Source organism: Flavobacterium frigoris, from assembly GCF_900111075.1.
Taxonomy (GTDB): domain Bacteria; phylum Bacteroidota; class Bacteroidia; order Flavobacteriales; family Flavobacteriaceae; genus Flavobacterium; species Flavobacterium frigoris.
This window is the reverse complement of sequence record NZ_FOFZ01000001.1, coordinates 312043-337952: the sequence shown is the minus strand read 5'-3', so window position 1 is coordinate 337952 and position 25910 is coordinate 312043. Positions and strand designations below refer to the sequence as shown.

At 36.5% G+C, this 25910-nt stretch carries 20 protein-coding genes and 1 tRNA gene; 12 read left to right on the top strand and 9 right to left on the bottom strand.

Annotated features, from left to right (window positions below; genetic code table 11):
• The first annotated feature begins 141 nt into the window (after positions 1 to 141).
• From BMW63_RS01390 to BMW63_RS01365, 6 genes are all read left to right on the top strand, one after another.
• Complete coding sequence (locus tag BMW63_RS01390; RefSeq protein ID WP_074720483.1) at positions 142 to 1356, top strand: aminotransferase class V-fold PLP-dependent enzyme; 1215 nt, start codon at positions 142 to 144, stop codon at positions 1354 to 1356.
• 11 nt (positions 1357 to 1367) lie between these two features.
• The gene (locus tag BMW63_RS01385) at positions 1368 to 1811 is read left to right on the top strand and encodes a hypothetical protein (protein WP_074720481.1); all 444 of its coding nucleotides are present in this window, start codon (positions 1368 to 1370) and stop codon (positions 1809 to 1811) included.
• Complete coding sequence (locus tag BMW63_RS01380; RefSeq protein ID WP_074720479.1) at positions 1801 to 2220, top strand: SufE family protein; 420 nt, start codon at positions 1801 to 1803, stop codon at positions 2218 to 2220. The genes BMW63_RS01385 and BMW63_RS01380 overlap by 11 nt, the downstream gene beginning before the upstream one ends.
• A gap of 102 nt (positions 2221 to 2322) precedes the next feature.
• The gene (locus tag BMW63_RS01375; RefSeq protein ID WP_074720477.1) at positions 2323 to 2646 is read left to right on the top strand and encodes an SUF system Fe-S cluster assembly protein; all 324 of its coding nucleotides are present in this window, start codon (positions 2323 to 2325) and stop codon (positions 2644 to 2646) included.
• Positions 2647 to 2732: 86 nt separating this feature from the next.
• Entirely contained in the window at positions 2733 to 3239 is a 507-nt protein-coding gene (locus tag BMW63_RS01370) for a DUF2480 family protein (RefSeq protein ID WP_074720475.1), read from the top strand.
• A gap of 22 nt (positions 3240 to 3261) precedes the next feature.
• Positions 3262 to 4110, top strand: a complete 849-nt coding sequence (locus tag BMW63_RS01365) for a DUF3078 domain-containing protein (protein WP_074720474.1) — start codon at positions 3262 to 3264, stop codon at positions 4108 to 4110.
• A 396-nt stretch (positions 4111 to 4506) separates the two neighbouring features.
• Here the strand turns inward: BMW63_RS01365 and hflX are convergent, their stop codons facing one another.
• Both hflX and BMW63_RS01355 read right to left on the bottom strand, forming a co-directional pair.
• Positions 4507 to 5757, bottom strand: a complete 1251-nt coding sequence (gene hflX, locus BMW63_RS01360; protein ID WP_074720472.1) for a GTPase HflX — start codon at positions 5755 to 5757, stop codon at positions 4507 to 4509.
• Between the two features lie 124 nt (positions 5758 to 5881).
• A complete protein-coding gene (locus BMW63_RS01355) occupies positions 5882 to 6748 on the bottom strand; it encodes a hypothetical protein (RefSeq protein WP_074720470.1) in 867 nt (288 codons plus the stop codon).
• Between the two features lie 194 nt (positions 6749 to 6942).
• Between BMW63_RS01355 and BMW63_RS01350 the strand changes: the two genes are divergently transcribed.
• A complete protein-coding gene (locus BMW63_RS01350; protein ID WP_074720468.1) occupies positions 6943 to 8592 on the top strand; it encodes a DUF6377 domain-containing protein in 1650 nt (549 codons plus the stop codon).
• 273 nt (positions 8593 to 8865) lie between these two features.
• Positions 8866 to 10980 (top strand): glycoside hydrolase family 97 protein, encoded by a 2115-nt coding sequence (locus tag BMW63_RS01345; protein ID WP_074720466.1) that lies wholly within the window; start codon positions 8866 to 8868, stop codon positions 10978 to 10980.
• 87 nt (positions 10981 to 11067) lie between these two features.
• Here BMW63_RS01345 and BMW63_RS01340 read toward each other — a convergent pair whose 3' ends face one another.
• The 5 genes from BMW63_RS01340 to BMW63_RS01320 form a co-directional block, all read right to left on the bottom strand.
• On the bottom strand, positions 11068 to 11532 hold the full coding sequence (locus tag BMW63_RS01340) for an FKBP-type peptidyl-prolyl cis-trans isomerase (protein WP_074720464.1): 465 nt from the start codon (positions 11530 to 11532) through the stop codon (positions 11068 to 11070).
• 165 nt (positions 11533 to 11697) lie between these two features.
• On the bottom strand, positions 11698 to 11832 hold the full coding sequence (locus tag BMW63_RS01335; RefSeq protein WP_245744844.1) for a type II toxin-antitoxin system HigB family toxin: 135 nt from the start codon (positions 11830 to 11832) through the stop codon (positions 11698 to 11700).
• A 208-nt stretch (positions 11833 to 12040) separates the two neighbouring features.
• Positions 12041 to 13393, bottom strand: coding sequence for a DUF5689 domain-containing protein (locus BMW63_RS01330; protein ID WP_074720462.1), 1353 nt, complete (start codon positions 13391 to 13393; stop codon positions 12041 to 12043).
• 17 nt (positions 13394 to 13410) lie between these two features.
• On the bottom strand, positions 13411 to 16248 hold the full coding sequence (locus BMW63_RS01325) for a TonB-dependent receptor (RefSeq protein ID WP_074720460.1): 2838 nt from the start codon (positions 16246 to 16248) through the stop codon (positions 13411 to 13413).
• A 513-nt stretch (positions 16249 to 16761) separates the two neighbouring features.
• Positions 16762 to 17802 carry a Gfo/Idh/MocA family oxidoreductase gene (locus BMW63_RS01320; RefSeq protein ID WP_074720458.1) on the bottom strand — a complete coding sequence of 347 codons (1041 nt, stop codon included), beginning with the start codon at positions 17800 to 17802 and terminating at the stop codon, positions 16762 to 16764.
• Between the two features lie 635 nt (positions 17803 to 18437).
• Here BMW63_RS01320 and BMW63_RS01315 point away from each other — a divergent pair.
• Positions 18438 to 20372, top strand: coding sequence for a M1 family metallopeptidase (locus tag BMW63_RS01315; protein ID WP_074720456.1), 1935 nt, complete (start codon positions 18438 to 18440; stop codon positions 20370 to 20372).
• A 69-nt stretch (positions 20373 to 20441) separates the two neighbouring features.
• Here BMW63_RS01315 and BMW63_RS01310 read toward each other — a convergent pair whose 3' ends face one another.
• Positions 20442 to 21512 carry an NADH:flavin oxidoreductase/NADH oxidase gene (locus BMW63_RS01310; protein WP_074720454.1) on the bottom strand — a complete coding sequence of 357 codons (1071 nt, stop codon included), beginning with the start codon at positions 21510 to 21512 and terminating at the stop codon, positions 20442 to 20444.
• A gap of 202 nt (positions 21513 to 21714) precedes the next feature.
• Here BMW63_RS01310 and rseP point away from each other — a divergent pair, with 202 nt between their 5' ends.
• Complete coding sequence (gene rseP, locus BMW63_RS01305; RefSeq protein WP_074720452.1) at positions 21715 to 23058, top strand: RIP metalloprotease RseP; 1344 nt, start codon at positions 21715 to 21717, stop codon at positions 23056 to 23058.
• 103 nt (positions 23059 to 23161) lie between these two features.
• Positions 23162 to 23235 (top strand) — tRNA-Asn (locus BMW63_RS01300).
• A gap of 147 nt (positions 23236 to 23382) precedes the next feature.
• Here the strand turns inward: BMW63_RS01300 and BMW63_RS01295 are convergent.
• On the bottom strand, positions 23383 to 23781 hold the full coding sequence (locus BMW63_RS01295; protein ID WP_074720450.1) for a DUF2452 domain-containing protein: 399 nt from the start codon (positions 23779 to 23781) through the stop codon (positions 23383 to 23385).
• Between the two features lie 489 nt (positions 23782 to 24270).
• Here BMW63_RS01295 and BMW63_RS01290 point away from each other — a divergent pair, with 489 nt between their 5' ends.
• Positions 24271 to 24795: a hypothetical protein gene (locus BMW63_RS01290; protein WP_074720448.1), complete on the top strand. Its 525-nt coding sequence runs from the start codon at positions 24271 to 24273 to the stop codon at positions 24793 to 24795.
• Positions 24796 to 25910: the final 1115 nt, after the last annotated feature.

Here is a 25910-nt window from a genome sequence, read left to right as displayed (position 1 = left end):
GCAATTTAGTAAAATTTCCCGTCATTAATTCAATAGGATATTTCTATGAAAGCATAAGAAACAAACATAAAAAACAGTGAATTAGCAGCGAAAACAAATTGGATTTTAGTACTTTTGTATTTAGAACTTTTCTAAATAATTATGCTAGACATTCAAAAAATAAGAGCCGATTTTCCGATACTTTCGCAAAAAGTGAACGGAAAACCTTTAGTTTATCTCGACAACGGAGCCACATCGCAGAAACCACAAATTGTGATTGATGCCATTTCAAAATACTATCAGGAAATTAATGCCAATATTCATCGCGGCGTACATACTTTGAGCCAATTGGCTACTGATGCTTATGAAATTTCACGTGGTAAAATTCAAAATCACATCAACGCCAAATTTTCCCATGAAGTGCTATTTACTTCTGGAACTACTTTTGGAATCAATTTAGTTGCAAACGGATTTGCCGCTATTTTAAAACCGGGTGACGAAGTGTTAGTTTCGGCATTAGAACACCACAGTAATATTGTGCCTTGGCAAATGTTGTGTGAGAAAACAGGTGCCGTCCTAAAAGTCATTCCTATGAATGAAAAAGGGGAATTGATCATGGCCGAATACGATAAATTACTATCCGAAAAAACAAAGATTGTTACAACTAATCATATATCAAATGCACTGGGGACGATCAACCCAATCAAGTATATGATTGATAAAGCACATGCTGTTGGTGCTGCCATATTAATTGATGGTGCGCAAGCGGTACCACATTTAAAGCCAGACGTTCAAGAACTAGATTGTGATTTTTATGTTTTTTCAGGACATAAAATATGCGGACCAACCGGAATTGGGATATTGTACGGTAAAGAAGCTTGGCTAAATAAACTACCTCCTTATCAAGGTGGTGGCGAAATGATTAAAGAAGTATCTTTCGAAAAAACGACTTATGCTGAACTACCTCATAAATTTGAAGCAGGAACGCCAAATATTGCTGGTGGAATCGTTTTAGGAACTGCTATTGATTATATGAATGCCGTTGGTTTTGAAAACATTCAAAAACAAGAACTGGAATTGTTGGAATACGGAACTAAACGTCTATTAGAAATTGAAGGTTTGAAAATTTTTGGTACCTCAAAAGAAAAAACTTCCGTAATTTCGTTTAATATTGACGGCATTCATCCTTACGATATTGGCACCATAATTGACAAATTAGGAATAGCGGTTAGAACTGGGCATCATTGCGCGCAACCGATTATGACTTATTTCAATATTCCGGGCACCATACGAGCTTCATTCTCTTTTTACAATACGAAAGAAGAAATCGATGTTATGGTTGAAGCGGTAAAAAAAGCAACACTAATGTTATCTTAACTTTTTAAACAATGAGAATACTATCTTTATTATTACTGACTATTTTTCTTGGAAAAAGCTGTGAAGGCCAAAGCAAACAAGATCTAGAATCTGCTGTTATTGAATACACCGCAAATACAAGAGGGTTTTATCAAAAAATAACAGTTCAAAATCAAATGGTCATCATTTCTAAAGATAGAAGCGGACAAGAGAAAGTCGTTCCTACAAAAATAGCAGCCAAGGACTGGGAAGAATTAGTAGACTATTTCAATAAAATGGAATTGGACAGCTTGCCAAAACTGAAAGCACCTACAGAGAAACGTTTTTATGACGGTGCGCCAATTGCTAATTTTAAAATTACGTTTAAAGACAAAACCTATGAAACAACGAGTTTTGATCATGGTTTTCCGCCAAAAGAGATTAAAAAATTCGTAGATAAAATAAATTCAATTGCAAAACAAAACGATGAAAATTAAAGAAATACAAGACGAGATAGTAGACGAATTTTCCATGTTTGATGATTGGATGGAGCGATACGAATACATCATCGAATTAGGAAAAAAACTTCCGTTAATAAAAGAAGAATTCAAGACAGAAAATAATTTGATAAAAGGCTGCCAGTCGAAAGTGTGGTTGCAAGGAGAGAAAAATGATGACAAGGTGGTTTTCACTGCAGACAGCGATGCGATTTTGACAAAAGGAATTATCGCCATTTTGATCCGTACTTTTTCAAATCAAACTGCCGCAGACATTCTCGAATCTGATATGGATTTTATTGACGAAATAGGACTGAAAGAACATTTATCCCCTACACGTGCTAACGGTTTAGTGTCCATGATTAAGAATATAAAAATGTATGCTTTGGCATTCAATGCACAAAACTAATTTCAACATATAAGTCATATGCGAACTTGATTAAAAAACTAATTTTACTTATATGGTTCGAAAAATAACAAACACTAAAACAGATTGAAAAATTAAAATAAAATGGAACAAAATATAGACACTAACGAATTAGGAGAAGCGATCGTAAAAAAATTAAAGACAATTTACGACCCTGAAATCCCTGTAGATATTTATGAATTAGGATTAATTTATGATGTAATGGTAAATACCGATTACGAAGTAAAAATCCTGATGACACTAACCTCGCCTAACTGCCCCGTTGCGGAAAGTTTGCCAAGAGAAGTAGAAGAAAAAGTAAAATCAATCGAGCATGTAAAAGACGCCGAAGTAGAAATCACTTTTGACCCACCTTGGAGCAAGGACTTAATGAGCGAAGAAGCAAAATTAGAATTAGGAATGCTTTAAAGATAGTATTCAGTAGTCAGTTTTTTAGTATTCAGTTATTAGCTGAGCGCTAAAAAACTGAACACTGATTATTGAACACTAACAAAATGGAAGAGATAATTAATAAAGTGGCAAATAGTGCACTGGAAGTATTCGATTTAGAAGATTATTATCCAAAAGGTATTCGATCCCAGGTTGACATTTCGCAATGGCTTCTGGAAGGTTTTCTATTGAAAGAAAAAGAGTTTAGAGAACACCTTAAAAATCACGATTGGACACAGTATCAGGATCAGTTTGTGGCTATAAATTGCAGTACGGATGCTATTGTTCCAGCATGGGCTTCCATCTTAGTTACTATCCAACTTGCTCCTTTTGCCAAGAAAATCGTAAATGGAAATATTGATGATTTAAATGCCGCTTTGTATGAAGAACTACTAGCTAAAATTGATTATTCAGTGTATGGTAATAAATCAATTATTATAAAAGGCTGTTCACAAAAACCGGTACCCATGCGTGCCTATGTTTTGGCCGCACAAAACTTGCAACCCTTCGCCCGCAGCATTATGTACGGAGAAGCTTGCTCTGCCGTTCCCTTATATAAAGCAAAAAAATAGGATCAATTAAAAACACCGAAACATGAAAAAATCACTAATTTCCATTGTTTTTATTCTCACGGTACTTGTTGGAAGTGCTCAAGAAATTCCAAAAGACACCACTAAACTTTGGACAAAAGAAGGAAATCTTTCTTTACTTTTTAACCAATCTGCTTACAACAGACAGTGGCTTGGTGGCGGAACATCAAACATAGCAGGGAATTTTGGCGTTAACTATGACTTTAATTATAAAAAAGACGCCGTTGTTTGGGACAATAAATTTATCCTTGCTTATGGTTTAAGTAAAATTAAAGGCAATAATAAAACTGCCAAAACAGATGACCGTTTAGAACTGAATTCAATTTGGGGTAAAAAAGCAAAAGGCGACTGGTACTATTCGATGTTTTTCAATTTTAAAACGCAAATGGACACGGGTTACGATAAGAATGATGTGAATATTTCTCATTTTTTCTCTCCCGCTTATTTCCAATTGGGTCCCGGTATGCTTTGGAAAAAAAGTAATAACCTGAGTGTGAATTTTTCTCCCGCTACCTCAAAACTGATCTTGGTACACAATCACTATACAGAATTTGGCCCATCATTTGGTGTTTTACAAGGAGACAACTCTCGATTTGAATTTGGAGCCAGCATTACAGCCTACTACAAATTTGTTATAATGGCGAACGTTTCTATAGAGAATCGTCTGAATTTATATTCTAATTATTTGGACAATCCGCAAAATGTGGATATTGATTACCAAATGAATGTGGTGATGAAAATCAACAAATACTTGTCCGCAAATGTTGCTTTACAAACCATATATGATGACAACTCTGTACAAGCAGTACAAGTCAAAGAAGTCTTTGGAATAGGAGTGAATTACGGTTTTTAATTAAACCATAGTATACAGGAAATCCCTTTTGAAAATTATTCTAAAGGGATTTTTTTTGGATTGAAATGTTTTGGGCTAAATCAAAACAAGATTAAAAAGATGCATGTATTAAACTCTACTGCGGCAAAACCTCCGTTTAAGCCCAGGTTTCACCTCATTAAGCCTTCAATTGCATAGTTCTTTTTTTTTCAAATATTCTAAAAAACAATCGTAATTATTACAACAGTCTCGCATGAGGGATGGAAGTGGAAATCCTTTTATGCAGCGTAGCGAAATAAAAGATTGCAACGTACAGCGCGACGCTGCTGTAACGGAGTGGAAGCTGGGGCATGCCCAAAAAAAATCCCTCTTGAAAATATCAAAAGGGATTTGGTTTTTTATAATGACAGGATTTAATTATTCGTCCTCGTTGTCTTCATCTACTTCTTTCTCTACCGCATCTTTATAATCAGGATATAAAAACTTATTGTAAGGAAAACGGGTAATGTGAATCTGTCTTACCGTTTCATAAAGACGTTCTCTTAATTCTTCAAAATTTTCTTTGTTTGTTGCCGAAATGAACAAAGCATTTTCCTCTCCTACTCGACTCATCCATGTGGATTTCCACTCTTCTAGTGTATTATGTCTCGGCGTTTTCTCGGTCATCAGATCATCGTCATCAATCGTCAAATGGGTGTAGGCATCAATCTTATTAAAAACCATAATTACTGGCTTGTCACTTGCTTTGATGTCCATTAACGTTTGATTCACTGAAGCAATATGGTCTTCAAATTCAGGATGTGAAATATCAACTACGTGCAACAGTAAATCCGCCTCACGAACCTCGTCTAAGGTACTTTTAAAAGAATCTACTAATTGTGTAGGTAATTTTCGAATGAAACCTACCGTATCAGAAAGCAGGAATGGCAGATTTTTAATCACGACTTTTCGAACCGTGGTATCTAATGTGGCGAAGAGTTTGTTTTCGACAAAAACATCACTTTTTCCAATCGCATTCATCAAAGTTGATTTTCCAACATTGGTGTAACCCACTAAAGCGACACGAACCATAGCTCCACGATTACCGCGCTGTGTGCCCATTTGTTTGTCAATCGCTTTGATTTTATCTTTCAATAAAGCAATTCTATCACGTACAATACGTCTGTCTGTTTCAATTTCTGTTTCTCCAGGTCCGCGCATTCCAATTCCCCCTTTTTGGCGTTCTAAGTGAGTCCACATTCCAGAAAGTCGAGGTAAAAGATATTGGCATTGTGCCAATTCTACTTGGGTTCTAGCATAGGAAGTCTCTGCTCTTTGCGCAAATATATCCAGGATAAGGTGAGTCCTGTCAAGAATTTTGCATTCCACGATTACTTTAGAAATATTTTTTTGTTGGGAGGGAGTCAATTCATCATCAAAGATCAATGTTGAAATTTCGTTCTCTTTTACATACTGATGAATTTCTTCTATTTTTCCCGTTCCTACAAATGTTTTAGGATTTGGTCGTTCCATTTTTTGTGAAAAACGTTTGACCACTTGCCCACCTGCCGTAAAGGTTAGAAACTCTAATTCGTCAAGATATTCTCTAAGCTTCTCTTCACTTTGATTTTGAGTCACAATCCCAACAATGGCTGTTTTTTCGAAATTTAATACTTCTTTTTCTAACATATCTTTGTATAAGCTACAAATTTAATGATTTGTGCACTATTAACTGTAATTCCAAATGCTTTTTAAATAATTATAAAGAAACATTAGCCTTTTTAGTAATAGGGGCAACCTAAACATAGTATAATTACTCGTATAAGTAAGTCGTTTTTGTTTTTACAATTCCGTTTTCTTCCACAAGGTCTTGCGAAATGGGATAATTACTGCTGTTGTATTTAAACGTGGCTGATTTGCCTACATAATTTGTTGATGTAGCTTTAGAATCAAGCTCATTATTACTAGATATTGCTTGAAAATCAAATTCATCCTCATAGAAAGAAATTAACGGAAGAATTACTTTATAATTTTCACCAAAGGTACTTTTGGCCATTAGTAATTTAACCGAGTTTTTATCATCATAGGTATAATAAATTATTGTTTTATCACCTACAAGTCCTTTATCTCTTGACAAATTATCTTTGTAATACCCATACTCTTTTTTACTGATAATTTGCTCGTTTCTGTCGCGAGAGGAACGTCTTACTATTATACCTTCTTGAACGATGTATTCATTATCTTCAACAAAATTTTGATGGGTAGTGCTTTTTTTAGTGATGGCTCTTACTCGTGCACCGTCATATTTAAAAGTAACTGTTTTAGTAACGTTCTCGCCATTTTCATCGTATTTTTTACTAAATTTTATTAGATTATTCGCTTTGTCATACGTGTAATTTATCACCTCTTTCCAGTTGCTACCTTCGCGCTCTTTTACAGTCATATCAAGTAATCCGTTTGGATTATAAAAATAAACTTGGATGATATCAGACGTTTTAATCGAATGAATTTTTCCTTCTTTGAATGTGATTGTTTTGTTTACGGTTTCGCCATCTTTTAAATTTCTAAAATTTGTTTTAACAACGTTAATTTGCTTCAATCTCACGGAATTTTCTTGTGCTTGTGCTGGCATACAGCAAGGTAAAACTGCCATAAGCAGTGCCATAAAGTAGGTTTTCATGTAGTTTTAATAAAGATTTGGTCTGCAAAATACAAAAACCAAACAAAAACCCTATCCTTATAACTATTAAATCTAAATTTTTGTACTATTCGAAGTGAACTGCTCTTAAAAGAATACCTCTATTTATTTACCAACAGGAATCGCCAATTCCTTTGAATTTTTGGCTATTTTTACCCGACCTTAATTCCCTTTTAATGAATCGATTTTTGCCATTCTTATTTGTTTTCCTTTTTCCAACATTGCTTTTGGCTCAAGAGAATTCAACTTCTTTACTGCGGGAATTGGATCAAACAATCGAGAATCATCAGTTGTATTCGAACCAAAAAGAGCATGCCATTGATTCCCTAAAACTGCTTCTAAAACCTGCTTTGAGTGATCTTCAGAAACAGGAAGTTTACGATCAATTATACGAAGAATACCGAGTATATAAATCCGATTCTGCTTTGGTTTTTGCTCGAAAAAGCGTGCAAATCGCGACTCGCCTGAAGGATCCAAAAAGAAGTGATCAAGCCGCACTTAATCTCGCCTCGATAATGGGCACTTTAGGAATGTACAAAGAGGCTACCGACATTCTCGCAAAAAATCCTGGGAATCATTCTCCGGAATTGAAAGGAGCATATTTTGTTGTTAATCGGGTGCTTTATGGCTATATGTACGATTATGCGACCTCTGCGTATGAGAAAGAAAAATACGCTACATTAACACAAAAACACCGTGATTCCTCGCTGCAGCATTTCCCAAAACAGTCTCGACAACACCTAATTATTCAAACTGAGCAATTAATTAAAGATGGGCAAGAGGACGAATCATTGCATCAGCTTCTTAGCGTTTTCCCCACTATTTCTCTTTCTGATCCTGATCGGGCTATTTTTGCCTACATCATTTCTCATGCTTACCATCAAAAAAAAGACAGAGAAGCAGAGAAAAAATGGTTGGCTATTTCCGCTATCTCTGATTTGAAGTTGGCCAAAAAGGAAAATATTTCGCTTCGAAATCTGGCCTTTTTACTATACGAGGAAGGCGACATCGACCGAGCCTACAAATACATTCAACGCTCACTAGAAGACGCGCTCTTTTGTAACGCCCGTTTAAGAACCTATGAGATCTCTAAAATGATGCCCATTATCAGTGAAGCTTATGAACATCAGAATCAAAAGAACCAACAACAACTCTGGTTATTTCTGGTAAGTGTCAGCTTATTGACTGTGATTTTATTGATTGTGCTAATTCTGCTTTTCAAGCAAATGAAAAAATTAAAGATTGCCCAAAAAGATTTGAATGTGGCAAATACTCAATTGTCAGAACTAAATGTTGCCTTACATGCCATTAATTTACGACTAAAGGAAACGAACAGTACGCTAACGGAAGCCAATCTTGTAAAAGAAATCTACATAGGCAAATACATGGACCAATGCTCGGATTATATTGGAAAATTAGAAGCCTATCGCCGGAAATTGAATATGATGGCAACCGCAGGCAAAATGAACAACCTCATCAGCGCCATCAAGTCAAAACAGTTTATCGAAACTGAACTAAAAGAGTTTTACTCGAATTTTGACAAAACCTTTTTACTGCTCTTTCCTGACTTTATCAATGAATTTGAAGCGTTGCTTGTTGACTCTGAATTAACCCAACTGAAAGACGGCGACCTTTTGAACACCGAATTAAGAATAGTCGCGCTTATCCGTTTGGGTATTAAGGACAGTGCTAAAATAGCGGTTTTCCTTCGCTATTCTGTATCTACAATTTACAATTATCGCTCCCAAATCAAAAACAAAGCAGCGGGCCCCCGTGAAGAATTTGAGGCTAATGTCATGCAAATAGGAACAAAAACGAAGCTATGACTAGTACCCTTTATAAGTACATTCACTCGTAAGAACAGTCAATTTGACTTTTTTTTAGATTAAGAACACTCTACTTTTTTTAATTGAAAAATAGAATTAAATTATTAATTTTCAGTAACTTACACTTCAAAAAACAACATACAATCTACTTTTTAAAAATCACAAAAACATTCAAGGCATAAAGGGCATATATTTACTATATCATAGTTCCTTATGAATAACAAAAAATATAGTACGACCCAAAAAATAGTAATCCTTAATTTATTCTAAAAAATGAAACACTTAATTTTCACTTCCTTAATCTGGCTTGCCTTAATTAGTGGTGTCCAAGCGCAACAATTAAAATCTCCGAATGAAGCCTTTACAATGGATTTTTCGTTACAAAATGACGGAACTCCTACATACGCATTAAAATACAAAAATAAAGAAGTTATAAAAACCAGTAAATTAGGTTTAGAGCTAAAAAACGATGACAAATCATTGTTAAATGACTTCATGGTTACAGATACAAAAACTACCACTTTTGATGAAACTTGGAAACCGGTTTGGGGAGAAGAAGATCAAATTCGAAATCATTATAATGAACTAGCAGTTACCTTAAACCAAAAAAGTACCGATCGCCAAATTGTAATTCGTTTCCGTTTGTTTGATGATGGTCTTGGATTTCGTTACGAATTTCCTTCTCAAAAAAACCTTACTTATTTTATAATTAAAGAAGAAAAAACACAGTTTGCCATGGCAGGCGATCATACTGCTTTTTGGATTCCAGGAGATTATGACACCCAAGAATATGATTATACTACCTCAAAATTATCTGAAATTAGAGGCTTAACCGAAAAAGCAAAAACAGAAAACGTCTCGCAAACTTCATTTTCGCCAACAGGAGTACAAACTTCTTTGATGATGAAAACAAATGACGGAATCTACATCAACTTACACGAAGCAGCATTAATTAATTATTCGTGTATGCACCTGAATCTAGATGACAAAAACATGATTTTTGAATCTTGGTTGACTCCTAGCGCAAATGGCGATAAAGGCAACATGCAAGCGCCAAACCATTCTCCATGGCGTACTATAATTGTTAGCGATGACGCTCGTAAAATTTTAGCTTCAAAAATGACTTTGAATCTAAATGACCCTTGCAAAATTGAAGATACTTCTTGGATCAAACCCGTTAAATATATCGGTGTTTGGTGGGAAATGATTACTGGTAAAAGTTCTTGGTCGTTTACCAATGATTTTCCATCCATCCAATTAGGGATTACTGATTACTCAAAAGCAAAACCTAACGGAACGCACGGAGCAACGACTACCAAAGTAAAAAATTACATTGATTTTGCCGCTGCAAATGGTTTTGATGGCGTTTTAGTTGAAGGTTGGAATCAAGGATGGGAAGACTGGTTTGGTCATGCCAAAGATTATGTTTTTGACTTTGTGACCCCTTATCCAGATTTTGATGTGAAAGGAATTCACGCTTACGCCAAAGAAAAAGGGATAAAAATGATCATGCATCATGAAACTTCGGGATCAATACGCAACTACGAGCGCCATATGGACAAGGCGTATCAGTTTATGAAAGACAACGGATATGACGCTGTAAAAAGTGGCTATGTAGGCGATATTTTACCCAAAGGAGAAAACCATTATGACCAATGGTCCGTAAACCATTACCAATATGCTATCGAAAAAGCAGCCGAATATAAAATTATGGTTAATGCGCACGAAGCAGTTCGCCCAACAGGAATTTGCAGAACGTATCCAAATTTAATAGGAAACGAATCAGCTAGAGGAACGGAGTACCAATCTTTTGGCGGTTCTAAACCCAACCACGTAACGGTACTGCCATTTACTCGTTTAATAGGTGGGCCAATGGATTACACGCCAGGGATTTTCGAAATGGATTTGAGTAAATTGAACCCTGACAATCATTCGCATGTTAATAGTACGATTGCAAACCAATTGGCTTTGTATGTTACCATGTACAGTCCTTTACAAATGGCAGCCGATTTACCAGAGAATTACAATCGCTTTTTGGATGCTTTTCAATTTATCAAAGATGTGGCTATCGATTGGACAGAAAGCAAATACCTTGAAGCAGAGCCAGGACAATACATTACTGTCGCTCGTAAAGCTAAAGGAACTAACAACTGGTTTGTAGGGAATGTAAATGGAGATATTGCACGTACTTCAAACATTGCATTTGACTTTTTAGAAAAAGGAAAAAAATACAACGCGACTATTTACGCTGACGCAAAGGATGCTGATTATAAAACGAATCCGCAGGCATATGCTATTCGAAAAATGAAGGTAACTAGCAAGTCAAAATTGTCTCAGTTATCAGTACCAGCTGGTGGTTATGCCATTAGTATTATTGAAATCAAATAATAATTACTTTATAAAAATAGAGAAGGCTGTCTAGAATTTTAGACAGCCTTTTTTAATTAGGCGTTACTGTAAATAGAAACGTTTAATTTACTTTACAGCAATTAACTTAACATCAAAAATAAGTACGGAACCACCTGGAATACCATTGCTATCACGACTACCATACCCTAAGCGAGCCGGTATCAAAAGAATACCGCTACCTCCTACTTTAAAATGGGGAATTCCTTCAGTCCATCCTTTGATAACTTGTTGTAAACCAAATGTAATTCCGGCGTCTTTACTTTGGTCAAACACTGTTCCATTAGTATAATATCCTTTGTAAGCTACCGTAACTGTTGATGTTTGAGTTGGTTGAAGCCCTGTGCCGGATTCACTAATCACATAATACAAACCAGTATCACTTTTTTGAGCAGTCAAATTATTTTTGGCAATATATGCCGTAATTTCAGTTTCATTTTGAGCTGTATAATCAACCGCAGTTGTTGGTTTTTCTGTTTCCGATAAGCAAGAGACAAATAATAAAGAAACAAGTGATAATAAAATAGATTTCATAATTTGATTTGATTTATAGAGTTGCAAATATATAAAATTACATGTCCAAGCGATGTGAAATTAAAAGACTTTATAACATGCTATAATGATATTATATAAGCCACTTATCACTTATTACAAATAAAATTAAAAATGTTAACGGAGCAATTATAAAGTACGAAGTGCTTAAATAATAATACTTGCACTTGGATATTCCTGTTTTATTTCAGGAGGATTTTTCCATTCCGTCCTACTTGATTCCTGAAACCACGATTTTAATTGCTGCTCACAATCAGCATGAGCTTCCCAAAATTCCCGCAGTGTTTTTTTAGCAACTATTCTTAAGTGTTTTAAATTTAGAGAAAGTTAATAAAAAGTTCCCGATATGGGAATTATTTTTTCATTTATGTATTGCAACTCCTAAAACGTAATTTATCATTATAACTGTTTCCTCTTTTTACATTAAAACTTACAAATTTCCGGCAAAAAACTATCGCATAACAAAAGGATTCTTATTTTTCAAAACCCCTTACTTCCCAAAAACCTGCACATCATCTACCTGAAAAGCTCCGTCTAAAGTCAGATTTTTTCCGGAACCCGTGTACTTGAAAGCGATATTAATTTTCCCTGAATAAGACGACAAATCCACTCCGCCGGAACCCACAAACTGATACCAAGGCGTGACTTGAGTGGGCATAATCACCTTGAGTGGAGTCCAAGTTGCCTTAGTAACATTCACGCCGTCAAAATTAGTCGACACAAGTACTTGCAGTGAATTCAAAGGAGAATCCACATCAAGATGATGTTGCGCAGTTCTAAAAGTCAGTATTTCATTAGTATGTGTGTCCATATCAATTTTGGGTGAAATCAACCATGCGATATTAGACACCACTTTGGCTCCTGTGGTATTAAACTCGGCATACCCATTGCCAGAATACATAGTGCCTTTCCAGAAGATAGTGCCACTCTGAACGATATTTGCCCAACCGGGAAGACTCAAATTAGTTTTATCCACTACTGTTTGAAAATCTTGGGAGAAAAAAGGAGCGGTTCTTGGCGCAGTCATCGTCACATCTTTTTCGGAACGAGCCAGCAATTGATAATCGGAACCGAATTTAGTTAGCACTCCTCTCACCTTTCCATTTCCGCTGGGAACCATTTTTTGGGCAAAATCAGCATAACTGCTTGTCCTAAAAAGAACTTGATTCCCAAATTTATCGATTAAACTCCAATTGGTTGCACCACCTACATTATTTGTCTCTTCAAAATAGTGACGTCCAAGCGCTGCCTCGGTGAACTGAACCTCTGACAGCTCTACCAAAGTGTTTAAATTAGCATCAGAAACTAAATCTGGAATCACAAGGGGTCGAACCAATAGATCTTCTCCCACGGTAGTACAAGAAGCATGCAATACGTTTTTATAATCGTTTTGTGACAGTCTCCCCACCGCACCTTCATTATAACTATTAACATAAATCCCACCGATTCGAAGGCTTCCATAATTAATATCAGTGTACTGATTTTTTAATTTTACATAGACTTTATTTCCCACTCTAAAATCAACATAGGTATTGCTTGCATCGACAGGAACGCTAAACCCTACGGATGAAGACGTCGTAGTTGCTAAAGTCTGCAACGAAATGGCTTTGAAAAAATTACCATTTTCATCACTAGAAACCACGTAGGCTTCAATGATGTCATCATAGGTATATTGCGTAACGATGGCACCTGCATTAGTGTGAACTTCAGCCACCGTTTTATTTGTGGACAAATCTGGTTGGGTACAGCTCAGTTTTGGTATTTCCACTGCATCGTTTGCACAACCTGAAAAAACAGTGACAAGTACCGTCAAAAAAAGGAAACTATAGAAAGTAGATTTCATAAGGCGATTTTTTTAATTTAAAAATTGAAATAGAGATTAACGAAATACGTTCTTCCGTAACCGTAAAAATATTTATTGCCAAAAGACGGAGTTCCACTGGAAAAATCTTGATTTAATTGTCTAAAATTAGCATTCCTAGCTTGCTCATAACCGCCCGTTTTATAGTTTGTGTCTAGTACATTATTGACACTCGCAAAAAGCCCCAAGTTTTTTCCTTTGATGCGCCACGACTTCCCTCCTGTAAAATTGAGTAACAAAATAGGCTCGAATTTTTCTTGCTTCAATAATTCCCTCGCTCTATCTTCTGTCGCTTCTGGAAAAGGAAAACCGCTGGTGGGATTGGTATAAAAACCATCCGTCCTTGCTATTGGCGAAACATCAATATAGCTATCTGCCAAATAATTAATATTAGTTCCTATCCACCAGTATTTGGGATCACGGTATTCAATCCCCAAACCATATGCTTGTTGCGGCATTCCAGCTTGTCTATAATTTTTTAAAAGCGCCGTTCCAAAATCAAATGAAGGCTTTGTGTTTTCTACGGTAGCCATTGCATCATTATTAATACTCACATTAGGATTACTGTCATAGGTAAACTGACCGTATCCTGCGGAAAAACTTCCTTTTATAGTACTCGTGAGTTGGTATTCAAAACTAAATTCTCCACCTATATTCTTTCGATCCAGATGGGTTAACGTTTGACTTACAAAAGCATTCGTGTTCGTATACCCAGCGCCATTGTCAAAAATACCTTCCGCATAAAAGAAGGAAGTTTTAGCCGCGTTTTTTATTGTCGAATAATACGCGGTCAATCGCGTCTTCAGCTTTGGCGAACGGAAAACATAGGTCGCATCGAGGCTGTTTATCATTTCACTTTGCAATCCGTCCACAACGGAATTATTCAAGCGGGCGTTAGGAAATGTATTTCGGATTGTGGGTGCTTTAGACAAATGGGCTCCGTTGAAATTCAGTGATTGCTTCCCTGAAATTTTAAATACGGCACCGCCTTTAAATCCAAAATTCTCAAAGGATACTTTTTCGCTTTTACCAAAGGAAATCGTTTCATAAATCCCATTTTTATACAAACCTTCCCGCTGATAATTCGAAGAAGAGAAAGATTGTGCCAAATAGAAATCGATGTTGTTATAAGAAAATTTAAATTGGCTAAAAGCATCAAAAATAGTCGCCGCATATTTATAATTATATCCATAAGCATCTCCTACAACGACCTGCCTGTTTGGGTTATTCAAATCAGATTGTGCTTGATTACCGCTATAAAAGCCATCAATATCCTCAAAAAAGGCACCGCCCAACAGATCTAGAAGATGCTGGTAATTATGCGATTCTAATTTCCGGAATGACCCCCCTGCATTAAAAATCAAGTTTTCATTTAGTTGCGTATTGAAATTAGAAGAAGCGACTACCGTTTGATCATCCATGCGGTCTTCATATAAAACATAATGACTTTTTCCTGCTTCATAGCCCATGGTATTTCCATTAGAGTCTATTATTGGGTTTTGGTTGGCCTGATACAGGGCATCCCAATCAATTTGAGGGTTTGCCAAAAACTGGATTCGGCTCTTCTCGGCATTTTCATTATCAGGTGTAAAAGCACCTGAATATTCTCCCTCGTCTTTGCCATACAGCGAACTGTAATAACTAGGCAATTTTCTAAAATAAGTAGGATCTGGGCTATTGGCATTTTGATAATCGAGATTGCTATTACCTATTTTTCCAAACTGAACCATTACGCTAGAGTTAAGATTGCTGTGGTCATTGATCTTAAAATAGTGATTGAGTATCAAGATGGGTTCTTCGATAGTTTTTACCCTGGCATTTCTCTTCTTTCCATTTTGGTAACCCCAATAGGAATTGTAGGTTCCGCTGGTTAAATCCGTTACTTCAGCGGTATTTGGCGAATTCTTCCCTCGGCTGTTCGGGGTGTAAAATCCGGTGAAATTCAGGGAGTGCCTGTCGCTTAATTTCTTCTCGACACTCAAGAAAAGAGAATTTCCATCGTAGGTGGTTCCTTCAAAATAGCCTTCCTCTGCATAACGTTTTCCTGCCGAAACCACGAAGGCCCAACCGCTATTACTCATTCCTGAAGCAAAGGTTCCCATCATGCGTCCCCTGTAATTCGTATTAGTACCTGAAACGGTGATTCTGGTTCCTGTTCTGTAAATGGAAGCGCGAGTATTGATTTCCTGAGTTCCTAAAATCCCTCCAAAAGTATAATCGGACGGAGCGGTGCCGACGGTGAATTCCTGATTTCGCGTTGCATCATTGAGTCCTCCCCAATCGCCCCACTGTGGCCTGCCGTCATACGACTTATTCATGGAAACGCCATTGATCATGGTGGTCGCATTTTCACTGTCCAATCCCCGAATCCGAAAACGTGCCTGCCCCCAATTGAAAGCGGCGGCTTGCTGAAAAGCATCTTTGGAAGACTGCAGCAATCCCGAGGTGCTCTCTGAACCACTATTGTCATCGGTTAAATCATTTTCGAAAAGTCGGATTAAGCTCCTTTGCTGGTCTGAAATTTCATCTTCCTCCAGCAGAATTGTACCTAAATCCAGTAGTTGCCCAGCATGGATTGTTACCGGAAACAGCCCATCTTTGTAGCCTTGGCTGTGGAAAAGTACCAATTGATCTCCCACAATTAAATCATCAAAAACGAACTTTCCGTCGGCCGCGGTAAGCTGCATTGCATTTGTATTTTGAATCGAAACGACCACATAGGCTAAAGGTAGCTGAGTTTTGGCATCCAATACTATCCCCGAAATTCCCGTTTTATTTTGTGCGAAAGTAAATCCCATTTGTAAAATAACGAAAAGTGTAAGCCAAGCTTTTTTCATAAATCCCTTTGTTTTTCATATAACTACAATTGGTCCGCCAAGCGATTTGGGAACTTTTAATTTTAAATAGAATTGGCTTTATTTCCGAGCACAAAGAAAATCCAAAACAGGATTGGGCATCGGCGATAAAAGAAAAGTGTTTTTTGGAAAATTTGGTTTAAAACCAAACAGGACTAATTTGAAAGTGGTTCTAAAAGTGGTATTTAGAAACCGAGAGAATAGTTATATTCTTTTTTTCACGTTATAAATGTAATTAAAATTTAATACCATTGTTAATTTTTAATAAAATAATGTATTAAAATGTTAATTTATTTATTATTTTTTTATCAAAACTCGGTTTAATACTTAGTTCCTAATAAATAAATTCTTTTTACCATAGACAATTATTAGCTGTAAAAAAAAGAGAAGGGGGGCTTTTTCTGGAGAACAGAAAAAAGCTGGCTTTTAAACCAGCTAGATTCAAGCTACAAATGCAACTTTTTAATTAAGACTTTAATACTTAGTCTACTAAAACTATAAATTAATCACTTTTTTCTGAGCACTGCTTTGAATCGCCGCTTCAATAATTTTCATGACCCTCAGTCCATCTTGTCCACTAACGGGTTCTTCTTTGTCGTTTGTAATCGACTGATATACCTCATCAAAAAAAACATAATAATTCCCTTGAAGTGTTGGGATTTTTCGTCGTACCATTTTACCGTCAATTTCGGTATGCAAGAGCCCTTCTTTTTCTAAAGGTTCCGTTCCCCAAGTATCTAGATTTGGTTTTTTTCCTAATTTCAAATCGTCTTCTTGCACATCGCCTCGCGGTTTCAGGAAAGACCCTTTTTTACCGTGAATGGTATAAGCCGGATTAGCTTCTCGGACAAAAAAACTAGCTTTTAAACGTACTCTGAATTCAGGATAATATAATAAAATATCAAACCAATCATCAACCAAAGAATCTTCGCGTGTCTTGCGGATATCAGCATAAACAGCTTGCGGAAATCCAAACAAATAAACGGTTTGATCTATTAAGTGTGGCCCCAAATCTTTTAGAATTCCTGCGCCAGAATTAGCCGTTTCTTTGTGTTGCTTCGGACTCAAAAGCGGGTTGTAACGATCAAAATGAAATTCGGCTTCGATGATGTCGCCCAACAAGCCATCCAAAAGAACTTGTTTTACGGTTCTTAAATCGCTGTCCCATCTCCTATTTTGAAAAACGGCCAATTTCACTCCTTTTTCCGTAGCTAAGACATCCAATTCCTTCGCTTCGGCCGCTGTAGTGGTAAAGGCTTTTTCAACTACCACGTGTTTGCCGGCCAAAAGTGCTTTTTTAGCATATTCGAAATGGGTTTCCACTGGTGTATTCACGATGATTAACTGAGTATCAGATACCAAAACGTCCTCCAAAGTAGCATAACTCTTTACGTTGGGGTAATCCTTTTGAATCAACTTTTTACTTCGCTCCCAAGAGCCAAGCAGCTCAAATCCCGAGTGAAATTCCAAAAATGGTGCATGGAATACTTTTCCGGACATTCCGTAGGACAGTAAGGCAGTTTTTATTTTTTGCATAATTATTATTTTATTGAGATATAGATTTTTTAAACATATAAGTCATCTAAGTTTTTTTTTAAATCTATTGATACTTTATAAAGTCAAGTTTGAATGAATTTCGTTTTCTTAAACACATAGAGACATTATTCTAAATTTTCATAAATTCTTTAATGGTTCAAAAAAAACAAAGTGATGAATTTATCCATTTATTTTCTTTTAGCTCGTTTGTACTGTTTTGACAATTGAACATCCACTCCCAATTCTGCTGTAAAAAAATCAAGCAGATGCGGTTGGCAAAACTTCTGCGATAGTCATCCGTTCGCTCATTCGATAAAGGTGAATCCTACTGATTGTATAGTCCAAGATTTTAACTTCCTCCAAAAGTACCGTCACTAAATGGAACATTTGCCCGCTTATAATAGTCACGGGAAATAAAAATACTTTGAAAACTGTAGTATCGAGAAATCTATCTTAGCATCAATCGACCATTTCAAATTATTACAAGTTTTAAAATTACTGAAAATTATTAAAGCAAGTAAAATTAAAACAATAACTAACGACAACACAAATCGAAAATCAATCTCCAAGAATAATTAGTCTCATTGTTTTTATTAACCAAAAATTCATTAATTTCGTACTACTATACTTATACTATGAAAAACTTCTACATTCTGCTTTTATTGTCTTATGTCTCTGGAATTTTGGCTCAAAGTTCAGAAATGGAAACCAAAAACATCGCTCATGCTGAAATGAAATCGGCCTCTGCTTTGATAAACTTGGCTGTAAACCCAAACACTTTAAATTACGATATCACCTATCATAAATTAGAATTTACCGTAGATCCAGCGGTCTATTTTATAACCGGAAAAGTAACAACAACGTATACTGCTTTGGCAAATATAAATACAATAACCTTCGATTTAGCCAATGAATTACTAGTAAGCTCCGTTAAAAAAAATGGTGTTTCCCTTAGCTTTATCCGTAATACAAATAACGAATTAATAATTACACTACCAAGCACACAAACTACAGGAACATCAAATACACTGGAAATAATGTACTCAGGAGCACCACCCGTAAATGGATTTAATGCCTTTACAATACAGACCCGCGGCAATGGTAGCAAGACGCTTTACACTCTTTCGGAACCTTTTGGCGCAAGAGACTGGTGGCCCTGCAAGCAAGATTTGAATGACAAGGTAAACAGTATTGACGTTTATATCACCGCCCCTTCTCAATACATAAGTGTTTCAAATGGTATCGAACCTGCCTCTCCGGTAATTAATGGCGCCAATAAAACGACCCACTTTCACCATGGCTACCCTATTCCAGCTTATCTTATTTGCATGGCAGTAACCGATTATACGGTCTATAACCAGCAAGCAGGATTAAACACTGCAGCTAGTCCGTACTACCCCATTATAAATTATATTTATCCCGAAAATTATAATACTACATTACAAACGCAATTAGCAGAAACACCGCAGATACTGAATCTGTACGAAACTTTGGTAGGACCATACCCTTTTAGAAATGAAAAATACGGCCATGCCCAATTTGGTTGGGGTGGAGGAATGGAACATACAACGGTTTCTTTTATGGTAGGTTTTGGAAGAAGCTTAATTGCGCACGAAATGGCACACCAATGGTTTGGTGATAAAATCACTTGTGGTACTTGGAAAGACATCTGGCTTAATGAAGGGATTACCGAGTATATGTCTGGAATGGTAGTAGAAAAATTTGACGGCAATCCCAGTTTCACCTCTTGGAAATCCTCAAAAATCAACAGTGTGACTTCACAAGCGAACGGGAACTTATATTTAACTGACGCTCAGTCTACTGATGTAAACCGTATTTTCAGCAGCCGATTGACCTACAATAAAGGCGCTATGGTTACCAATATGATTCGTTTAAAAATGGGTGACACCAATTTCTTCCAAGCCTTAAAAAATTATTTGAATGACCCTGCATTGGCATATGGATATGCAATAACACCTCAGTTCCAAGCCCATCTCGAAGCAGTCTCTGGCCTAAGTTTTACCGAATTCTTTAATGATTGGGTTTACAATCAGGGCTATCCTACCTACACCGTCATGGCTCAAAATTGGGGTGCTGGACAGGCAAAAATTACAATCAATCAAACACAGTCTGACCCTTCGGTCAGCTATTTTGAGATGCCAGTTCCTGTACAACTTATGGGTTCAAATGGACAAACGTTTGACGCGCTTTTAGATAACACCACCAATGGACAGGAATTTATCGTATCTGTCCCATTTTCAGTAACTGGCGTGCTGTTTGACCCAAACAAAAACATCATTTCCAAAAACAATACCTCAACACTCGGGACTGACACTTTTGAATTGGCGAAGGCGATCGAAATCTATCCAAATCCTGTTTCAAACGAACTGCACATCCAAATGCCTTCCGATATAACCGTTCTAAAAATTACAATTTTAAATGATTTAGGACAGAAAGTACTGGGAAGCAAAGCCCTTGATTTTACCGTTTCCAGCCTATCAAGCGGCGTTCACTTTGCCCAAATTGAAACCTCTGAGGGAACTTACTATAAGAAATTCATCAAAAAATAGTCGCAGGTAATGCGTTTATTGCTTTTCTAAAATAATGCCTTTTGGAGTCAAACGCACTCCAAAAGAGGATTATTTTAGCTTCGCCCGTTCGTACTGTTTTGGCCATTGCACCTCCACACCTAATTCTGAGGCAAAAGTCAATCCCAAGTTCGGGTTTCTCAATGATTCCCGACCAAACAAAATTAAGTCGGCTTTTCCCATCACTAAAATTTCTTCCGCTTGAGTGGCATCAGTAATTAATCCCACTGCTCCAGTCATGATACCGCTTTCTTCTTTTATCCTTTCGGCAAAAGGGACTTGGTAGCCTTGTTCTACCGGAATTTTTTGATACGGTACTAAGGCTCCCGAAGAGACGTCGATCAAGTCGACTCCTTTTTCTTTTAGCACTTTCGAAAGCAAAACAGATTCGGCGATATCCCATCCACCCTCAGCCCAGTCACTTGCTGAAATCCTTACGAATAACGGCAGGTCTTTTGGCCATTCTGATTGTACGGCATCCACAACTTCGAGAGTCAATCGGATGCGGTTGTCGAAGCTTCCACCATATTCATCCGTTCGCTCATTCGATAAAGGCGAAAGAAACGAATGCAATAAGTAGCCATGAGCAGCATGAATTTCCATGACTTGAAAACCGGCTTTCACAGATCTTACCGTGGCTGCCTTAAAATCTGCAAGTACCTTTTGGATACCCGCGTTGTCTAAAGCGACAGGCAGCGTGTCTGTATCTGAATACCGAATTGCACTTGGCGCCACGGTCTCCCATCCGCCTTGTGCAGCATCGAGTTTTTTATGACCATTCCAAGGAGAAGAACTACTTGCTTTCCTTCCGGCATGCGCCAATTGAACTCCCGGAACTGCATTCTGGCTGATGATAAAACGATTGATCGCTGCTAATTTCTCGATGTGTTCGTCTTTCCAAATCCCCATATCTTCGGGAGAAATTCTTCCTTCTGGAGAAACAGCGGTAGCTTCCTGAATGATTAAACCTGCACCGCCAGAAGCACGACTGCCCAAATGCACCAAATGCCAATCATTGGCAAAGCCATCAACGGCAGAATATTGACACATCGGCGAAATAGCAATTCTATTTTTAAGCGTAAGGCTTTTTATTTCTAAAGGAGTATATAATAGTGGTGACATAAGGTTGATTTTATAAAATGAAAGTTACTAATTTAATCACTTAATTTATGATATTGTAAAGTTACATGACATCCGCCAAAGTAAAAAATCATATGGCATAATTGTTGACTGAGCAATTGTATTCTAGCCTAATTATAAGGCTTTCAAAATAAAATAGAAAACCCTACTTTTGTACAATTCAATTAAGAACCTAAAATAAAAAATGGATATATTTATCAAGCTTTCGCAATTTTTAATGAGTTTGTCATTATTAATAATACTACACGAATTAGGACATTTCATTCCTGCTAAATTGTTTAAAACCAGAGTCGAAAAATTCTATTTGTTTTTTGACGTTAAATACTCCCTTATAAAAAAGAAAATTGGAGAAACTGAATACGGTATTGGTTGGTTACCGCTAGGTGGATATGTGAAAATCTCGGGGATGATTGACGAGAGTATGGACAAGGAACAAATGGCATTGCCACCACAACCTTGGGAATTTCGTTCTAAGCCAGCTTACCAACGTTTGATTATCATGCTAGGTGGAGTAACTGTTAACTTCATTTTGGCCTTCATCATCTATATTGGGATGGCCTTTGCTTATGGCGATACTTATATTGCCAATGCAGATATGAAAGACGGTCTGTTGATTGAAAATCAAGCCATGATCAACGCCGGTTTCAAAACGGGTGATAAAATCATTTCGGTTGACGGCACAAAAATCATGAAGTTCGACAATGATATCAACATGAAAGTTGTTTTAGGAAAAGAAATTCTTATCGAAAGAAACGGAATCCAACAAACCATAAAAATGCCTATTGATTTTATTGATCAATTGTCAAAATTTGAAAAAGGAACCTTACTGGACATCAGAAGGCCGTTTGTCATTGGTTCCATTAATGACGAATCTACCAATAAAGAATTACAAGCCAAAGATGTTGTAGTTACCCTTAATGGTCAAGCTGCAAAATACATGGACCAGGCAAAAACCATATTAGAAAACAACAAAGGAAAAACAATTCCTGCAACGGTATTGCGCGATCAAAAAGAAGAACAAATACAAGTTACGGTAAACAACGACGGAATGTTAGGAGTTAACCTTGCCGGATTAAGTATTGCTTCCATGGAAAAATTAGGCTACTACAAAGTAAGTAAACAAGAATTCGGTTTCTTAGAATCGATTCCTGTAGGAATCATAAAAGGAAAAAACCAAGTGGTAGGATATGGAAAACAATTAAAAATGATTTTCAGTCCAAGCACAGGAGCCTACAAACAAGTGGGTGGTTTTAAAGCTATTTTTGATATTTTTCCAAGCACTTGGAGCTGGGAAACGTTCTGGACTATTACTGCTTTGTTATCAATTATGCTAGGTGTAATGAACTTATTGCCTATTCCGGCACTCGATGGAGGTCATGTAATGTTTTTATTATATGAAATTGTTAGCGGTAAAAAACCAAGTGACAAGTTCCTTGAAAACGCACAAATGGTTGGTTTTGTATTACTTATAACGCTGTTGTTATTTGCTAACGGAAACGATATTTACAAAGCAATTGTAGGGAAGTAAAAAAAAATAAAAAAAGTTTAATTTTTGTTTGCACAAATCAAATGATAGCCTATCTTTGCACCGCTTTACAACTGTAACACACGTTACGTTTTATCGCTCAGTTTCCTTCTTAGCTCAGTTGGTTAGAGCATCTGACTGTTAATCAGAGGGTCCTTGGTTCGAGCCCAAGAGAGGGAGCGAAAAGCAGAAAGCCTTTACAGCAATGTAAAGGCTTTTTTTTGTATTAAAGTAAATGGAGATCAATCCTAGCTCAGATCATAACGAAAACCGGATCAAGTCGAAAACCTCTAGACAATTAAAAATACCCCGTTTAACGATGCCTTTTTAATTAAGTAATATCCACTTTTTATCACTGTTTAGTTTAAAAGTACCAATGTGCTCCTTATTCCACTCTTGCGGTCCTATCAGCGAAAGAAAATTTACCCCTGCCGCATCTCGATATAAATGATAGATTTCGCCAATAACGGGCTCAAATGAAAATTTAGAATTATAAACTAATTCGTTCCATTCGTATTCTTCCATTAGATTTTGATATTGCGTTCTTAGTTCGTTAAACTTATTTTCAAACTCTTTGTTTACATTACTAATGCCTCTACTTTTCCAAGAAACAACATCGTCCATTCTAATTACTGGCGCACCTACATTTGTAGCATAAGGCAATATATTTGCATTAAATCCTTCATCATCTGAATACACAACATTATCGGGTCTTTTACTTTTCATGCTTTTACTTTTTAAATTTATTTTCAAGTGAATCCACTAATTTATTTACAAGAAATTTATTGTTTAACAATTACGGTGCAAAGTTAAACAAAAACAATTGATTCCCTTTTAGCAAATTAATTTATTTAAAAAAAGAAAATGCTGAAGTACATGAAATGCTGAAAAAACAGCTAAAGCATCGCATTCGCTTTTAACTTTCCAGAAAAAATTAAAAAAAAGTGATCCCTAATTTTGTTCAAACTGATAATGTATTCGCGTGAAATTCGTGGCCAAAAAAATTACTGTTACAAAAACAGGTACTATAATTTTTTAACAGCAAATACCCTGCAGCCAAAGCAGCTACTATTGTTGATTAAATAATCAATACCTTGCTAGATATAAAACTACCTCGTTAATTCCCGCACAACACTAACTCTTGGATCAATCAGAGCCGCTTTATGGTCGATGTAAAACAATTGAAATAATATTAAGAACTTTTAGATCAAAATAATGACAAAATCAATACTAACTTTCGTGCTGGCTGTAACCCTTCTTGGCTGCAATAATAATAAAGAAAAACAACAAGAATTAATACTTAAGACTAAGGAATTACAACTGAAAGAAAAAGAGATAGAGTTAAGAGAAAAGAGACTCGCTACAGAGAAAGCCGATACCACTCCAGTTGGTTTAGGTCAACAAGCCACTGATAACGCTACTCCAATCACAGCAGCAGTCACAAAAAACTCCGACAAATCTAAAAACAGAAAACTACGCTATTTGTACTACTCAAATGGAGGTTTGCGTGCCTATTTTAATGATGGAAGCATTATTGATTGTTCACGATGTAATTTGACAAAAGAAAATATTCAATTTCTTCAAAATGATACCGTAGAGAAACCTATTCAATCCTATACAATCGAAAAAGATGGAAGCTTACTCGTTGACGGCTGGAAACATGAATATCCAATCGTAAATAAGGAGGAAAATTATGAAGGTTGGGCGATGATCAATTACAAATGGTTCGTCACCTATTAACGCAACTCGAGTTAATATCCGTTAGAACCGGCCGCTACTTTATTACCGTTATTAATCTCGAAATCTTTTATAACAAGCCTAAAAAGGACGAGCATTACACCACAGCCTTTAACTTAAGTTTTCCAGAAAACTATTCCACTCCTTTTTGTTTCAGATGATTTATAAAAATACCTCGTATCCAAAATATCACTAAAAGTGGGTATTGTACAGCTTAATTAATAGCCGTTACTTTACAATTCAGATACGTACTATTGTAGATTTAAGTAATCCAATATATATATATTTTTAAAAAAAACACCCTTTTACGGGAAACCGTAAGGAAAGCTCAATAACGTCTCGTATGTTTGTCATGAATAACAAAGGGTATTGCTTTACAGCGTTCATTATTCTTGTAGGTTTTTTGGATTTATATGTAAAGCGAAAAAAGGGCTATCGGTAACGATAGCCTTTTTTGTTACCGTCGTTTCGTTCCTTTTTGAAACCCAATTGCCAAAAAATAACTTCCCAGTACGGAAACCCGTAAGCAAAAACAAATAAAGAGTGATAGGTTTGCTTAGCACTTAAATTACAGCCATAAAAATAAAACTTTGGAAACAGCACCTCGAAAAAGTGTGTTCGTTAAGGGAAGTTTCAATACTGAATTCCTGGGCAACGCTGTTCTTGACTGCAACAGCTGTTTATGAAGCCAGCGAAGTTTCCCGCCAAAGTTTATCTCAAACGCTTTTGCCCCCTTTAGGGTAGCTGCTGTTCAAATTGGTTTTGGTTAAACAGCTATCCTGAAGAAAGAGACCGTCGGTAACGATGGTCTTTTTCATTTTTAATCCAAAGCCTATTTTATATCAAGGAGCTTTATCCTGCCCTACGCTCCACTCTTATTGATGCCCTTGTTTTTTTCTACGGCCAAAAAGGAGCTTCCTCCGGTCGCTCTTTTGCCCAAAGAAAAAAATACAAGGCCCTTGCATAAGGAGTTCCACTGCGGTCAGGGCTAGGGGATTTGAGTTCATGAGAACTATATCACATGTATTTAATAAAAACAACTTAATTTGTTGATAAATTGTTCAATATATTGGACTTTTTTACTTTTCCGTTTAGTTATATTTGAGGAAACCTGAAAA

Excerpts from the sequence above, each read along its gene's own strand:
- BMW63_RS01340 (WP_074720464.1), bottom strand. The coding sequence starts at position 11,532 with ATGAAATCTATTTTATTATCACTTGTTTCTTTATTATTTGTCTCTTGC.
- BMW63_RS01385 (WP_074720481.1), top strand. The coding sequence starts at position 1,368 with ATGAGAATACTATCTTTATTATTACTGACTATTTTTCTTGGAAAAAGC.
- BMW63_RS01325 (WP_074720460.1), bottom strand. The coding sequence starts at position 16,248 with ATGAAAAAAGCTTGGCTTACACTTTTCGTTATTTTACAAATGGGATTT.
- hflX (WP_074720472.1), bottom strand. The coding sequence starts at position 5,757 with ATGTTAGAAAAAGAAGTATTAAATTTCGAAAAAACAGCCATTGTTGGG.
- BMW63_RS01330 (WP_074720462.1), bottom strand. The coding sequence starts at position 13,393 with ATGAAATCTACTTTCTATAGTTTCCTTTTTTTGACGGTACTTGTCACT.
- BMW63_RS01390 (WP_074720483.1), top strand. The coding sequence starts at position 142 with ATGCTAGACATTCAAAAAATAAGAGCCGATTTTCCGATACTTTCGCAA.
- BMW63_RS01310 (WP_074720454.1), bottom strand. The coding sequence starts at position 21,512 with ATGTCACCACTATTATATACTCCTTTAGAAATAAAAAGCCTTACGCTT.
- BMW63_RS01320 (WP_074720458.1), bottom strand. The coding sequence starts at position 17,802 with ATGCAAAAAATAAAAACTGCCTTACTGTCCTACGGAATGTCCGGAAAA.
- BMW63_RS01365 (WP_074720474.1), top strand. The coding sequence starts at position 3,262 with ATGAAAAAATCACTAATTTCCATTGTTTTTATTCTCACGGTACTTGTT.
- BMW63_RS01375 (WP_074720477.1), top strand. The coding sequence starts at position 2,323 with ATGGAACAAAATATAGACACTAACGAATTAGGAGAAGCGATCGTAAAA.
- BMW63_RS01290 (WP_074720448.1), top strand. The coding sequence starts at position 24,271 with ATGACAAAATCAATACTAACTTTCGTGCTGGCTGTAACCCTTCTTGGC.
- BMW63_RS01295 (WP_074720450.1), bottom strand. The coding sequence starts at position 23,781 with ATGAAAAGTAAAAGACCCGATAATGTTGTGTATTCAGATGATGAAGGA.
- BMW63_RS01380 (WP_074720479.1), top strand. The coding sequence starts at position 1,801 with ATGAAAATTAAAGAAATACAAGACGAGATAGTAGACGAATTTTCCATG.
- BMW63_RS01355 (WP_074720470.1), bottom strand. The coding sequence starts at position 6,748 with ATGAAAACCTACTTTATGGCACTGCTTATGGCAGTTTTACCTTGCTGT.
- BMW63_RS01370 (WP_074720475.1), top strand. The coding sequence starts at position 2,733 with ATGGAAGAGATAATTAATAAAGTGGCAAATAGTGCACTGGAAGTATTC.
- BMW63_RS01315 (WP_074720456.1), top strand. The coding sequence starts at position 18,438 with ATGAAAAACTTCTACATTCTGCTTTTATTGTCTTATGTCTCTGGAATT.
- rseP (WP_074720452.1), top strand. The coding sequence starts at position 21,715 with ATGGATATATTTATCAAGCTTTCGCAATTTTTAATGAGTTTGTCATTA.
- BMW63_RS01345 (WP_074720466.1), top strand. The coding sequence starts at position 8,866 with ATGAAACACTTAATTTTCACTTCCTTAATCTGGCTTGCCTTAATTAGT.
- BMW63_RS01350 (WP_074720468.1), top strand. The coding sequence starts at position 6,943 with ATGAATCGATTTTTGCCATTCTTATTTGTTTTCCTTTTTCCAACATTG.